This is a genomic window from Cytobacillus firmus (genome assembly GCF_023612095.1).
In the GTDB taxonomy this organism is placed as follows: Bacteria; Bacillota; Bacilli; order Bacillales; family Cytobacillaceae; genus Cytobacillus.
The window spans coordinates 3,529,039-3,542,877 of the sequence record NZ_CP086235.1; the positions used below are offsets into that span (position 1 = coordinate 3,529,039).

The window sequence follows — 13,839 nt, forward strand, 5'->3', positions numbered from 1 at the left end:
AAGCGGAAGCGCCTTGCCCACCCCCGACAAGCATAAGACGAGCCTCACGACGGTAAGGCGTCCTTTGCCTTGCTGGGAGGATTGGCTTATGACCTCGAGGGGGTAGGCGCTGGAGCTAGACAGTTATCGTTCTTAAAAATTAATACTTTCTTATTTAAGCTGTCCTTAGGGCTTTATTAATTGCAGCTTTCATTATGGCCTGGACAGCCTTTTCTTTCTCCCTCCACTTGTATCGTGCTATGCTCAATCCCATATTCATCATGCAGCACAGATTGAGCGGCATGAAGGACTGCATCGTGTCCACCCTCATTTTCAATTACAAGATGGCAGCTAAGAGAAGGAAAACCGGAAGTGATCGTCCAAATATGAAGATCGTGAACGTCTTTTACATGTGCAAGTCCGAGGAGTGCACTTTTAATATCCTCTGGGTTCAGGTGGACAGGTGTCCCCTCCATTAAAATGTGGAAAGACTCTTTTGCCACTCTCCATCCGCTTACAAGAATGAGAACTGCTACTATTACACTTGCAATGGGGTCGGCAATGCCCCACCCGAAGAAATAAATTAAAAGGGCAGCAGCAATTGCTCCAACAGAACCAAGCAGGTCACCAAGAACATGCAGAAAAGCGCTCCTTACATTTAAGTTGTGATCCTTATCCCCGCTCATTAATATGAATGCTGCAGCAATATTGACGAGCAGCCCGATCGATGAAATCACGAGCATCCCCATACTTTGGACAGCCGGAGGCTCAAGAATGCGGTGATAGGCCTCATAGAAAATATAGAGTGAAATTAGGAGCAGTGTAATGCCATTTATTGAAGCAGCAATAATTTCAAATCGTTTATAGCCAAATGTTTTTGAATTCGTCGCCTTTTTTTCACCTATTTTGATCGCAAGAAAACTCAGACCAAGCGCAGCTGCATCACTCAGCATGTGCCCGGCGTCCGATAGCAGCGCAAGGCTATTAGTCCATATTCCGCCAATCACTTCTACAATCATAAATGAAGCAATTAAAATAAATGCCCACATCAACGCCTTTTTATTGCCAGTGTGATGGTGATCATGTGAATGTCCATGTCCATGTCCATGCCCGTGACTGTGTCCCATACTATGCACTCCTTTTATATGAATATATGCTCATATATATTATGTATGACTTTGGCTTATTGTTCAATGGTTTTTATTATTCCCCTTTAATTTAGACTAAATGAATAGGCTCAAACATCTTCTGATGAAACCAACAAAACAGCAGAAAATTGTAAAAACTATTGCATGTAATTATAGAAATGCAAAAAGGCTGCCTGACTCTGCAGGCAGCCCCTTTCCCTTTATGCTAGATAAACAAAATAACCCATAAATGCAATACATAGTCCATACATGATGGGATGAATTTCTTGTGGCCTTTTAAGTGCCAGCATTGTAATTGGGTATAAAATAAAACCGAGTGCAATCCCTGTTGCTACACTGAAGGTCAATGGCATCATTAAGATGGTCACGAACGCAGGAATTGCGATTTCCAGTTTACCCCAATCAATATGTTTTACCTCCATGGCCATCAGTGCTCCAACAATGATCAGTGCCGGCGATGTTACTTCAGCCGTTATCACACTGAGCAATGGAGAAAAGAATAAGGCAACCGCGAAGCATGCAGAGATGATTACTGATGTAAAACCTGTTCTGCCTCCTGCCGCAATCCCTGAACTGGACTCAATCATAGAAGCTGTTGTAGAAGTTCCAAGCACAGAGCCTACTACTGTTGCACTGGAATCAGCCAAAAGCGCTTTGCCGGCATTAGGAATTTCATTATTTTTCATCAGGCCAGCCTGACTTGCAATTGCTATTAATGCTCCTGCTGTATCAAAAAAGGCAACAAATAAGAAAGTAAATATCACTGCCAGCATTTCCGGCGTAAAGACTTGATCAATATGCAGAAAAACCTCACCAAATGTCGGTTCAAGGCTTGGAATGGCCCCAACGATTTTTTCAGGCTTATCAATAAGGCCAAATAACATTCCGGCAGCAGCTGAAATGACCATACCATAGAAAATGGCCCCTTTAACTCCTCTTACCATTAAAACGATTGTTAATATAAAACAAAAAACAGCCAGCAGCGTGACAGGAGATTTGATATTGCCAATCGCAACAAATGTCGCTTCACTTCCTACAACCAGGCCAGCATTTTTCAGTCCGATAAAAGCAATAAAGAATCCGATGCCGCCTGCAATAGCATGCTTTAAATCCTTTGGTATAATGTTAATAATTTTTTCGCGTATTTTTAATAAACTTAAAATCACAAATAAGACCCCTGAGATAAATACACCTGTTAATGCCGTTTGCCACGGAATACCCATTCCGATGCAAACAGAAAAAGTGAAGAAAGAATTGAGACCCATGCTCGGGGCAATCCCAATCGGATAATTGGACAGCAGGCCAATTAATAAAGAGCCAATAATAGCCGAGAGTGCCGTAGCAGTAAAAACGGCCCCTTTATCCATTCCGGCCTGGCTAAGGATAATGGGATTTACAATTAGAATATATGCCATTGATAAAAACGTTGTTAAACCTGCAATTGTTTCCTGTTTGTATGATGTTTCTCTTTCATGAAACCGGAAAAAAGATGACATGCCATTCCCCTCCTTTTTTTTTGGAAAATAAAAAAGCTCCGCAAGATGCGAAGCTGCCATAAAGAAAAACAGAAGAAAATAGCATGCCAATTCAAACAAGCTATATCCCCTGTAGTCAAGCTATTTACGGCAGCCCGGTAGAAACGCTCAGACCCTATCTCTGAACATATACAGGTAAAATGCAGGGCGCAGCACATCAATCAGTGTACTGCCCAAACACAATCTATTGATATAATGAAACCAATTCTAGCAAACTCAAATTTGGACGTCAATTCTTTAATTTATTCTGAGAATTCTCTTTTATCTTGAAGTTGGTTATTAAGATTTAACGTTAATTTTTTGTGTTAATGGGTAAATAATAAGAAAACCCAGCATGAGGAGGCAGGCCGTTATGTTCATTGTATATGCAAGCTTGATTCTTATAGCAGCATCCCTGATTTTTCTCGGCATCTATGCGTTTAAAACGTACAAGGATGCCAAACCCGCAATTAATAAGCTGACAGCAATAAGCACAGTCATGCAGCTAAAAGCAGATCAAGTAAAAAATGGAGTTGACGAACTGACAGCAACCCAGAAAGAAATCCAAAGGGATATCAATTTTAAGAAACAAACATTTAATAATACAGTGGATGCTGTTAAAGAAACACCGAAAAAAATAAAAAAGTGGTGGAACATTAAAATACCTTTTATCCATCATATAAAATAAAACGAGGGCTGAGCCCTCGTTTTATTTTATCTTATTTAATTGAAAGTGTACGGTACGCTTCTCCATCGGATTGTCCTTTGGGATCTTTTTTATCATCTTTCTTCCCGGTGCCCGGTTTGAATGTATTATTTCTGTGATAGAGAGCACTTATTTCTCCGCCAATAACAAGTGCAAGGCCGGTTAAAAAGAACCAAAGCATTAATACAATAACTCCGCCAAGACTGCCATATGTGGCTGAATAATTTCCAAAATTGCTTACGTAAAAGGATAAGCCGAAAGATATGATCTGCCACATAACCGTTGCGGCTATTGCACCCGGCAATACCTGTTTGAAAGGAAAATGTTTATTCGGTGCGACTTTATAAAGAATAGCCAGGACTGCAACCATGATTACAAAAGCAACGGCCCATCTCAATACATTGATCAAAATTTGCATCCCATCAGATATATTTATAAAATTCCCAATAAAATTCAGGATCACTTTCCCAAATACGGGAAGAACCATGGCAACAATGAATGCTGCAAGCAGTCCAAGTGTTAAGCCTATGGAAACCAGTCTTGATTTTATAAATGATCTCGATTCCTTTACATCAAACGCATCATTCATGGCCCTTATGAAAGCCTGCATTCCATTAGAAGCCGACCATAATGTACCGATAATACCAAAAGTCAGCAGACCGCCGTTTGGCTTCGTAATGATATCTACCACATTATCCTCGATTACACTAAACGAATCAGACGGCATTACACTCTGCAGATAGGTTAATGCTTTTTGAGGATCCAGTGATAGATATGGAACTATGGAGATAAGCAGAATTAATAAAGGAAAAATGGAGAGCATATAATAATAGGCTTGTTCGGCTGCAAGCCCGGTTGCCCGATCCTTCTTAAACTCCTTCCCGAGCTTCTTGCCAAATTGAATAACCTTATGCATGTAACTGCCCCTCCCTTATACAGCTAATAGCTTGTATGTGTTTATTTCCCCGAAGAGCTTTAAACTAATCGTATTTTCATAAAATATTCAATCAGACTGGTAAAAAAGAGATCACTAACTGCTCCTTAAAAGAGTACAGATCTGAGCGTATTATTGTAATCCCGGAATCCCTCATCTAATAAAAGAAATGGTATAATTAGATATAATGATTATCAGACTTGCCGATTAATTAGTTTGAGCTAAAATGGCACAAGCCATCATATTATATTATTAGCTTATACAGATACTCGGGTATCATATAAAAATGGGGGTCATTTATGAACGTATCACTCGAAACGGCTGTTGAAGCAAATGTACATAAAGGATTGACTAAAGGAAAGCTTGCAAAAAGAATTTTCTTCATCATAGTTGGAGCCATACTTATGGGCGTGGGGATCGAAGAGTTCCTTGTGCCAAATAAAATTCTGGATGGCGGAATAGTAGGCATCTCCATTATCCTCTCTCACCTGTCCGGCTGGAAACTGGGCTGGTTTATTTTCATCCTTAACATCCCATTTTTTTACATAGGATACAAACAGATAGGGAAAACCTTTGCGTTGTCTACGCTGCTCGGGATTGCCGTATTATCAGCAACCACCCTTCTTTTGCACGATGTTCCTGTTTTTACTGAGGATTTACTGTTAGCAACGGTATTTGGCGGCATTGTTCTAGGTGTTGGGGTCGGCATGGTGATCAGGTATGGAGGATCCTTAGATGGAACAGAGATTCTGGCCATTCTGGTAAATAAAAAACTTCCGTTCTCTGTCGGCGAAATTATTATGTTTTTCAATATCTTCATTTTTGCTACGGCAGGCTTTGTTTTCGGCTGGAACAGGGCAATGTATTCCATCCTCGCTTATTTCATTGCTTTCAAAACAATTGATGTGGTGATCAGCGGGCTGGATGAATCAAAATCAGCCTGGATCATCAGTGACCAGCATAAGGTAATCGGCGAAGCGATCCTGGCACGGCTTGGAAGAGGGGTTACCTACTTAAATGGGGAAGGTGCTTACACAGGGGATGATAAAAAAGTAATCTTTTGTGTCATCACCAGACTGGAAGAGGCAAAATTAAAAGCCATCGTTGAAGAAATAGATCCCAGTGCTTTTTTAGCAGTTGCTGATATTGCGGAAGTCAGGGGCGGAAGATTTAAAAAGAAAGCCATTCATTAAGCTAGTTTATAAAAACATGAATGTGCCAGTTAAATCAATATAACAAATAAATATACTAGTAACAAAACAAATATTAAAAAGATAACAGCTGTTATTAAATATATTAGAGATCGGGATGATGAGTAGGTTTGCAGGTTAATTCTTTTTCTGACCTGAAAATAATTCAGGGTAGAGTAAACCAGGATTGTCAGGCCGGTAACCAGAGAAAATAAACTTAATGAAATGGCAATGCTGTCTGCAAACTTATTTACTCTCTGCACATTATTAAAATGCAGCGTGGAAGCAAGTACGCCTATTCCAATTACAGCGATCGATGTTCTTACCCATGCCAGGAAGGTTCTTTCATTTGCCAGATGCTGCTGTATGTATTTCGACTCTTTCGTTTCTTCCATCAGAAACAGCTCTCCCTTATCTGAAGCATACTTTTATTTTTACCGCTTAACCACAGGTTAAACATAAAGGGAACAGCACCTGCTGCCCCCTCCCCAGAATTATAATATATCCATCCAGATCTTAATGGATGTAGCCAGAATTAGTACAGCCAAAATAACCTGGAGAATTTTTGTATTTACTTTTTTTCCTGAAGCAGCTCCTAATGGAGAAGCAATTAAGCTGGCAATAATCATAATGGCTGCAGGAACATAGTCTACCTGTCCGGTTGCCAATTTACCAACTGTAGATCCGATCGATGAAATAAAAGTAATTGCCAGTGATGTCGCAATCGTCATCCTTGTAGGAATCTTCAATACAACCAGCATAATAGGAACCAGTAAAAAGGCACCTGCTGCACCGACGATACCAGCCCCGATGCCGACAATAAAAGCAAAGAAAGCTGCAAGCCATTTGTTGAACTTTACTTGATCCAAAGGGATGTCATCCAAGCCCTTTTTCGGCACAAACATCATGATTGCAGCAATTAAAGCTAAAACACCATAAACAAGGTTAATGCCGCCTTCCGTCATAAACCTTGAACCGTAACTTCCGATTAAACTTCCGACTAATATGGCTGAACCCATATAAATAATTAGTGTTTTATTCAGGTATCCGCCTTTCCTGTAGGCCCAGACACCTCCGATTGTTGCAAAAAACACCTGTACAGCACTGATTCCGGATACTTCATGAGCAGAAAAGGCAGCTAATCCAAATAACGGAGGAATGTATAATAGCATTGGGTATTTAATGATTGAGCCGCCAATTCCCACCATTCCGGAAATATAAGACCCGATAAAACCAATTAAAAATATGACGATCAAAAAAGTAAAATCCATGTGGCTTTTCCCTCCTTTTAAGCAATAAAAGGGAGTCGAAACCCCCGTTTATCTTTACAATAGATTAGCCTTTTTTTATCCAGAACTTTAACACTCCATTGTCATCCTCATGTTTTAAAAGCTCATGTCCAGTTGACTCTGTCCAGGCAGCCAAATCTTTAACAGCGCCTTTATCTGTTGTATGAACTTCAAGCACTTGCCCTGATTCGATTTCACCTATTGCTTTCTTCGTTTTTACGATTGGCATTGGACAAGCTAAGCCTTTTGCATCCAGTATTTTTGCTGCGTTCATATTTCATTCCTCCAATTTTATTATTAGTTTTTTGATAAATCCTTACTAAAAGATTATCTTACAGCACAGCGATTTGGACCGATTTCCATCTCACGCTGTTTTTCTTCATCCGGGCTGATTTTTCCCATATTTGTTTCGCGGATTTCCTGATAAGCATTAGGCTGAGGAGGAAGATTTTCAGAAACTAATTTTCTGAACTCACCTTCGTCTTCGATATTTAATCCGTGATTTGCAGCAAATAATGTGCCAAGCTTTTCTGATACGCTGCCATCCTCATTCAATTCTTCAATAATCATGAAGTGTGCAGGCATAACAACTAATTCGTCCGATAGGTCTTTATAGCGCTTATAAAGTGTTTCTCTTAAATCTCCAGCCCAATCCCCGGCTTTACCGGCAAGGTCCGGACGTCCGATAGAATCGATGAATAGGATATCACCTGAAAGAAGGTATTGATCGTCCACTACAAAAGATGTGGAGCCAATGGTATGGCCTGGTGAGTAAATAGCTTGAATGCTGATTTTAGTAGAACCAATCATGACTTCGTTTCCATCTTCAAGACGGCTGTATTCAAATGTTACTTCTTCAGCATCCTTAGGAGGAAGCCAGTAGGAAGCACCCGTTTTTTCAGCAATTTTTCGTCCGCCAGAAATATGATCTGCATGAAGATGCGTATCAAAGACATGCTTGATCTCTGCATTCTTTTCAGCAGCAAAATCAGTAAATACGTCTGTCATTCTTGTGGCATCGACGATTGCAGCTTCACCGTTTGAAATCACCATGTAGGAAAGGCAGCCTTTTCCGATGCGGACAAATTGATACATTTCTCCGCCATCCTTTAAATCGCCCACTTTAACAGGCTCAAGATGCTCACTCCATGATTTCATCCCGCCTGCGAGGTAGGAAGCATCGCGTCCTGCTTCCTCAAGCATTTCTGTAACCATGACAGAAGAACCTTCTTTTGCACACACTACTAAAAGCTCTTTATCAGCCGGAATTTTATCCAGAATGGATTCAACACCATCAAGAAGGTCAAAGTAAGGAACATTCAAGTATTCAAAGTTTTTGCCTTCAATCTTCCAATCATTAAAGTCGGTTTCATTACGCACATCAAGTATAAATAGTTCTTCATTATGAATAACCTTTTTTGTTACTTCACTAGCAGTCATTGCTTTCATCTTTTTACATACCCCCTAATGTATAATTCAGTTTAAAAAAATTTAGTTAAGCTTCGTTTCTGTCGGTCCATTCCATTCGGACATTCCCGGAACTACATTAATAACATTTGAGAAGCCCTTTTCAGCTAATACCTGGGATGCCATATCACTTCGGCTCCCTGTACGGCATACTACAAAAATCTTTTTATCCTGGTTCAGCTCGCTAATTCTTTCCTCCAATTCTCCGAAGGGAATCGAAATAGCATTTGGAATATGGCCGAATGCATATTCAGCAGGTTCCCTGACATCGAGAACAACAATATCATCATTAGAATCCATCTCTTTTAAAAGATCATCGTTAGAGGCAACAGGCTCAAAAGTTGCAGCTTCACGCTCTTCATTTTCACCTGCTTTTCGTATATAATGCTTAAGCACTCCGCCTTCTTCCATTGTGCCAAGATATTGGTGTCCAGAGCTTTTTGCCCAGGCCTGAATATCTGCTTTTGAACCCTTATCTGTTGCAAGTACCTCAAGCACTTCCCCCGGATTCAGATTATTGATTGCTTTTTTCGTTCTTACAATCGGCATTGGGCAGGCAAGCCCCTTTGCATCCACTGAAAAGTTCGTTTTTAAAGTTTCCATTCAAAATTCCTCCTTATAGCTTTAGATAAATAAGTTGACATTACCGTCTTCTGCATCTGCAAGATAAGCAGCTACACCGGCATATTCCACACCATCAATGATTTCTTCCTGTTTAAATCCAAGAAGGTCGACAGTCATTTGACAGGCTACCAGCTTAACATCCTGTTCTTTTGCTAATTCAATCAAATCTTTAACTGGCATTGTGTTGTGCTTTTTCATAATATCTTTGATCATCTTAGGACCCATTCCAGCCATATTCATTTTAGATAAACCCATTTTTTCCGGACCTCTTGGCATCATTTTGCCAAACATTTTTTCCATAAAAGTTTTTTTGACTTGAATTGGCTCATCTTTCCTCAGAGCATTTAGTCCCCAGAATGTGTGAAAGATGGTTACTTCATGATCGTAAGCAGCTGCACCGTTTGCAATGATATAAGCCGCCATCACCTTGTCATAATCTCCGCTGAATAGAACGATTGTTGTTTTTTTCTTTTCCAATCTTTTATCCTCCCTTTACCCCATTGGGTATTTTTATAATCAAAAAAATTTATTTATTTGTTTTAAGCTTTTAAAATGATCCAAAATACCTTACTGGGTATATACTAGAGTATATTTGACTTTCTGTCAACACCTGTTATTGGCCATTTGCAGATCAGTAATCTAATGGTCCTTCCCAGTTCATCATACCGCCAAGCATGTTAATGACACTAAACCCCTGTCCTTCAAGAAATTGTGCAGCTAATCCACTGCGGTTCCCTGATCGGCAAACCATAACATATTCCTGATTCTTATCCAGCTCATGCATACGGAATTCAATTAATCCAAGCGGAATATGAATAGCTGAAGCTATCTTTCCTTCTTTTACTTCATCTGCTTCCCGCACATCAATGATATTTAATTTTTTTCCTGCAGCAAGCTGCTGCTCTACTTCATTAACAGTCATTGTTTTCATTTAATATTCTCCCCTTTATCTCCAGGCGCTTACTCCGCCTTTAATATTTGTAATGTTCTTATATCCGGCTTTTTTTAGAATTTCGGTTGCTTTGCTGCTTCTCATTCCACTTTGACAAATAACAACTACTTCCTTATCTCTTGATAACTGTCCCATTTTCTGGTGAAGCTGATGAAGAGGCATGTTCTTAAATCCTGGAATATGGAAGCTCTTAAATTCAGCTGATGTTCTTACATCAATGTATTGCTTTGTTTTGTCCTTCATTTCATTCTTCAGCTGAGCAGTTGTCATCTGTTTTACTCCCTTTACAGGAATCAGCTTCAGAACGAGAAAAATAATAAGCAGGGTTATAATAATTCCATTTGCAACAGTCATTTGCCTACCTCCAAATATATATCGTTCCTTCTTTATACCTTATGGGGTATATTGTAACTTAATAAAAAAAGGAAGTCAACTGACCATCATCGGCTTTTAACAAGTAAGTTGACAGCCTCTTCAATCATGATGGAACTCTCAATTCCCTTTTCAGCGTTTTCAACAATACATTGTTCAATATTGGAACTGACAATAACTGCAATTGCTTTATCAATTGCTGATCTTGAAGCTGTTAGCTGGGTAATGACAGATTTGCAATCTTTTTCATCCTCCATCATTTTTAAAATCCCTCTAAGCTGACCTTCCGCCCTTTTGATTCGATTTTTAGTTTTTGCATCGTATAACACACGCTTCACCCCATTTCAGTTTTATTTTACACAGTGACAATCAGGCATTGAAAAACCAACTATCTTAAACCCTTTTTTTCTCAGCATCCTTACTCCCACATTTTTCTCTAATGAGCTGGAGGCAACTAAATGGATCTGGTTATAAGGTATATCGTTTATATGCCGATTTATATATGGAATGGGCAAATTGATCGCTCCGGGTATTTCACAATGACAGGAATCATTATATTCCCTGACATCCAGCAGGGCTATTCCTTCCTGGGGCAGGCATTGATCTAAATGATAACAAGGTATGTTTCTAATAGGATAATACCTTTTAAATAAAGGGAAACTGGCTAGCAGCAAGGTTAAAATAATCAGCAGCATAGTTCTCTCCTCTGCGTAAATAATTCAATTACAATTCATATAATATACCCTATTGGGTATATAGTCAACACTTTTTTTACAAATAGAAAAACACCCGCATGGGTGTTTTTCATTAGCAGCAGTCGCTGTCATTGCCTAACAGAACCAGTCTTTCATTTTCCTGATCATGGTCAAGAATCATACTTTCTGTATGCGGTTTGATTTCCGGGTCGATTGCCACCTGGATCTCATTTATTGTTTCGATTATATCATCTGCTTCCGGCTCATCCAGAGCCAGTCCAATTTGAGGGCCACCTCAGCCAAAGCCTGCAAAATAAACTCTAATGCCGCCCGTATTTTTCTCTTGAAGAACCTGTTTCAATAAGTCTCGAGCTGAATCTGTAATTTTCAAGATCATCATCCTTTCCTCAGTTTATCAATGGCTAAAAAGAAAATATTAATATCGGGGAGTCATCTAGTTACCTTTTTAATACCCCCGCCTGTACACGTTAATATTACTTCAATACTCCTTGGAAAGGGAAGTATTTAGTTTTATTCTGCCCATTTTTTAAAAACCTGAAAAAAAAAGACGAACCACAACATACTTTGGTTCGTCCGTCATTTTTATAAATATTTTCTGTGGATGCTCTTCCCATCGTAAGTGAAAAGCATATTCTTGCCTTCAACAATGGTTTCCATATGGACGCCTCTGCCCCAAAGCTGATGTACATATGGAAGTACTTTTTCAAGATATTTAAGATCAAGCTCCACACCTTCAAACCAGTGCTTTAAGTATAGTTCACCATTCTTCATATAATCGCCGTCAGTAACCGTCAAATATGGGAATCCTCCATTTACACGCATGCTGACAAGCTGATCGCGCACATGCTCCCACTGTTTATCCACTACTTTATAATCCTTGCCCTGTTTTTGGAACAGATACATATCTTCTCTCATGACAAGGTCTTTTGTTAAATAATTTCTTAAAAATGATATATCTGACTCGATTTCACGAACCTCGAACATTTTTTCCCGGCCTGAATTTGGCACTGCCCCGCGCCTTTTCATTTCCTCAGTCGGATTGTTATATCGTTCTTCAATATCTTCAAAAATCTTCAGACCCAGATAATATGGATTGATTCCGGTCTTGGACGGCTGCACAACCCCTGCATTCAACTTTGCAAATTCCAGCGCTTCAGCAGATGTCAAATCCATTTCCCTTAAGATGCGCTGATGCCAATACGATGCCCAGCCTTCATTCATAATTTTAGTTTCCAGCTGCGGCCAAAAATAGAGCATTTCTTCCCGCATCATCGTTAATATATCCCGCTGCCAGTCGGTTAGCTCCCTGCTGTAGCTCTCTATAAACAGCAATAAATCTTTTTCCGGTTTCGGAGGGAATTTCTTATTTTTCTTCTTTGGTTCATGCTTCTTGTTTCTTTCATCCAAACCCCATAAATCATCATAAGGGCTGGCCGCTGCCGTATCACCGCTGCTTTCATACTCATCATCCGAACTCCAGGCTAGCTTCGGCCTCATAAGAGAAGGATCAATATGCTCCTCAATTGCCAGCACGGCATCAAGGAAGGTTTCCACTTCCTTCTTCCCAAACTCAATTTCATAATGCCTTATTCTTTCAGCAGTGGCAGCCATGCTCTCTACCATGTCCCTCTTTGTGTTTTGAAAACGCACATTATTTTTAAAGAAATCACAATGTGCTAAAACATGCGCCACAATTAATTTGTTTTGGATAAGGGTATTTGAATCCAGCAGAAACGCATAGCAAGGATCCGAGTTAATTACGAGCTCATAAATTTTTGATAATCCCAAATCATAATGCAGCTTCATTTTATGAAACTGTTTTCCAAAGCTCCAATGCGAAAACCTGGTCGGCATGCCATAAGCGCCAAATGTATAAATGATTTCGGCTGGGCAAATTTCATACCTCATAGGGTAATAGTCCAAACCAAACCCATTTGCAATTTCAGTAATTTCCTGAATGGCATATTCCAATGATTTATTATCTTCCTCCCGCATTGCCACTCCCCCTTTTAGTCCTTACCATAATCTATGAACCAACAAGAGGATTGATGAGTAGTCTCTTCATAAGCTTGGAACAAATTACATCAAAAAGCGGAGCATTTCGCCCCGCTTTTATTTGTGCTATTGCGCTTTTCTCTCCACAGTGATGCTAACCGCTTTATTATCTTTAAGGTTATGTGTGACCATCACCAGTACGTTTACTGGATTCCCGTTTTCTTTTACGGTAAAAGTAAAGGTATCTGTTACATCTGTTTCAGTAACTTTCTTTCTTCCTCCATACTGATAATCCACCACTTCTTCCCCAGGGTAGTCTTCTTTTACAACTGCGACGGCAATTCTTCCATATTTTTCATAATCCGGTTTTTGTACAGCTCCTGCCAATGAACCTCCCCCGGCTATTAAACAAATCAGCATAAAGATGGATAAATACTTTTTCATTATTCCCTCCAAAGCATATGTCGTTACTTATATTTTTGACCCAGGCTTTGATTTTATGTAACTGAATTTCCTTTAAATGAATTTAGCCAATATATACAGGTAAATGATGAAAACCCATGAATATCAACAAGTCCAAGATTTACTTTGAAATAATATGCCGCATCATCATAAACTATAATCAACTCCTGGAAGAGGAGGAGAGGACAAATGAATAAAGTGGATTACGACCGTGCGTTATATTATACACACCGGTCTGAATGGGATAACCTGCTGATCCTGATGGTCAGGACGGAAGATCAGTTTCTTTCAAAGAAAATTGAACATTTCCTGCATGCCTACAATTTCGAAAATGATTATTCTGTCATTGAAAAACATTTATACTCACTGCTTAGATATATTGACCATGCCAATGAATTATCGGAAAAACAGCTGCCAAACACTGTATTTTATGAACTAACCTGACAAAAGAATTCCACCAATAATAAAACACGGATTTTTTAGTCCGTGTT

18 protein-coding genes and 1 riboswitch are annotated in these 13,839 nt (G+C 39.5%); of the genes, 4 read left to right on the forward strand and 14 right to left on the reverse strand.

Annotated features, from left to right (window positions below):
* Positions 1-176: 176 nt before the first annotated feature.
* Together LLY41_RS17740 and LLY41_RS17745 are read right to left on the reverse strand one after the other, a co-directional pair.
* Positions 177-1,106, reverse strand: a complete 930-nt coding sequence (locus tag LLY41_RS17740; protein ID WP_095243737.1) for a cation diffusion facilitator family transporter — start codon at positions 1,104-1,106, stop codon at positions 177-179.
* Positions 1,107-1,327: 221 nt separating this feature from the next.
* Complete coding sequence (locus LLY41_RS17745) at positions 1,328-2,623, reverse strand: NCS2 family permease (protein WP_304585997.1); 1,296 nt, start codon at positions 2,621-2,623, stop codon at positions 1,328-1,330.
* A gap of 92 nt (positions 2,624-2,715) precedes the next feature.
* A riboswitch (purine riboswitch) is annotated at positions 2,716-2,817 on the reverse strand.
* Between the two features lie 197 nt (positions 2,818-3,014).
* Between LLY41_RS17745 and LLY41_RS17750 the strand changes: the two genes are divergently transcribed.
* A complete protein-coding gene (locus LLY41_RS17750) occupies positions 3,015-3,329 on the forward strand; it encodes a DUF948 domain-containing protein (protein ID WP_095243734.1) in 315 nt (104 codons plus the stop codon).
* A gap of 31 nt (positions 3,330-3,360) precedes the next feature.
* On the opposite strand, the gene LLY41_RS17755 is transcribed toward LLY41_RS17750, so the two are convergent.
* Entirely contained in the window at positions 3,361-4,263 is a 903-nt protein-coding gene (locus LLY41_RS17755; protein WP_095243732.1) for a YihY/virulence factor BrkB family protein, read from the reverse strand.
* A gap of 317 nt (positions 4,264-4,580) precedes the next feature.
* On the opposite strand from LLY41_RS17755, the gene LLY41_RS17760 reads away from it, so the two are divergent.
* Entirely contained in the window at positions 4,581-5,474 is an 894-nt protein-coding gene (locus tag LLY41_RS17760) for a YitT family protein (RefSeq protein ID WP_048011901.1), read from the forward strand.
* A gap of 29 nt (positions 5,475-5,503) precedes the next feature.
* On the opposite strand, the gene LLY41_RS17765 is transcribed toward LLY41_RS17760, so the two are convergent.
* The 9 genes from LLY41_RS17765 to LLY41_RS17805 all read right to left on the reverse strand — a co-directional run bounded on the left by LLY41_RS17765 (position 5,504) and on the right by LLY41_RS17805 (position 10,504).
* Positions 5,504-5,866: a YidH family protein gene (locus tag LLY41_RS17765; protein ID WP_304585998.1), complete on the reverse strand. Its 363-nt coding sequence runs from the start codon at positions 5,864-5,866 to the stop codon at positions 5,504-5,506.
* 99 nt (positions 5,867-5,965) lie between these two features.
* Positions 5,966-6,742, reverse strand: a complete 777-nt coding sequence (locus LLY41_RS17770; RefSeq protein WP_304585999.1) for a sulfite exporter TauE/SafE family protein — start codon at positions 6,740-6,742, stop codon at positions 5,966-5,968.
* 64 nt (positions 6,743-6,806) lie between these two features.
* Positions 6,807-7,034 carry a sulfurtransferase TusA family protein gene (locus LLY41_RS17775; RefSeq protein WP_095243726.1) on the reverse strand — a complete coding sequence of 76 codons (228 nt, stop codon included), beginning with the start codon at positions 7,032-7,034 and terminating at the stop codon, positions 6,807-6,809.
* A gap of 53 nt (positions 7,035-7,087) precedes the next feature.
* Complete coding sequence (locus tag LLY41_RS17780; protein WP_304586000.1) at positions 7,088-8,209, reverse strand: MBL fold metallo-hydrolase; 1,122 nt, start codon at positions 8,207-8,209, stop codon at positions 7,088-7,090.
* Positions 8,210-8,251: 42 nt separating this feature from the next.
* Positions 8,252-8,830, reverse strand: a complete 579-nt coding sequence (locus LLY41_RS17785; RefSeq protein ID WP_095243723.1) for a sulfurtransferase TusA family protein — start codon at positions 8,828-8,830, stop codon at positions 8,252-8,254.
* A 21-nt stretch (positions 8,831-8,851) separates the two neighbouring features.
* Complete coding sequence (locus LLY41_RS17790; protein WP_082139053.1) at positions 8,852-9,328, reverse strand: DsrE/DsrF/DrsH-like family protein; 477 nt, start codon at positions 9,326-9,328, stop codon at positions 8,852-8,854.
* Positions 9,329-9,482: 154 nt separating this feature from the next.
* Positions 9,483-9,782: a rhodanese-like domain-containing protein gene (locus LLY41_RS17795; RefSeq protein WP_304586001.1), complete on the reverse strand. Its 300-nt coding sequence runs from the start codon at positions 9,780-9,782 to the stop codon at positions 9,483-9,485.
* A 15-nt stretch (positions 9,783-9,797) separates the two neighbouring features.
* Positions 9,798-10,157 carry a rhodanese-like domain-containing protein gene (locus LLY41_RS17800; protein ID WP_304586002.1) on the reverse strand — a complete coding sequence of 120 codons (360 nt, stop codon included), beginning with the start codon at positions 10,155-10,157 and terminating at the stop codon, positions 9,798-9,800.
* A gap of 86 nt (positions 10,158-10,243) precedes the next feature.
* Positions 10,244-10,504, reverse strand: coding sequence for a metal-sensitive transcriptional regulator (locus LLY41_RS17805; protein ID WP_304586003.1), 261 nt, complete (start codon positions 10,502-10,504; stop codon positions 10,244-10,246).
* Positions 10,505-10,633: 129 nt separating this feature from the next.
* Here LLY41_RS17805 and LLY41_RS17810 point away from each other — a divergent pair, with 129 nt between their 5' ends.
* Entirely contained in the window at positions 10,634-10,783 is a 150-nt protein-coding gene (locus tag LLY41_RS17810) for a hypothetical protein (protein ID WP_304586004.1), read from the forward strand.
* Positions 10,784-11,473: 690 nt separating this feature from the next.
* Here LLY41_RS17810 and LLY41_RS17815 read toward each other — a convergent pair.
* Both LLY41_RS17815 and LLY41_RS17820 read right to left on the reverse strand, forming a co-directional pair.
* On the reverse strand, positions 11,474-12,886 hold the full coding sequence (locus LLY41_RS17815; RefSeq protein ID WP_304586005.1) for a SpoVR family protein: 1,413 nt from the start codon (positions 12,884-12,886) through the stop codon (positions 11,474-11,476).
* A gap of 126 nt (positions 12,887-13,012) precedes the next feature.
* Positions 13,013-13,330, reverse strand: a complete 318-nt coding sequence (locus tag LLY41_RS17820; protein ID WP_095243715.1) for a DUF3889 domain-containing protein — start codon at positions 13,328-13,330, stop codon at positions 13,013-13,015.
* Between the two features lie 207 nt (positions 13,331-13,537).
* On the opposite strand from LLY41_RS17820, the gene LLY41_RS17825 reads away from it, so the two are divergent.
* The gene (locus LLY41_RS17825; protein ID WP_095243713.1) at positions 13,538-13,792 is read left to right on the forward strand and encodes a YhdB family protein; all 255 of its coding nucleotides are present in this window, start codon (positions 13,538-13,540) and stop codon (positions 13,790-13,792) included.
* The last annotated feature ends 47 nt before the right edge of the window (positions 13,793-13,839 follow it).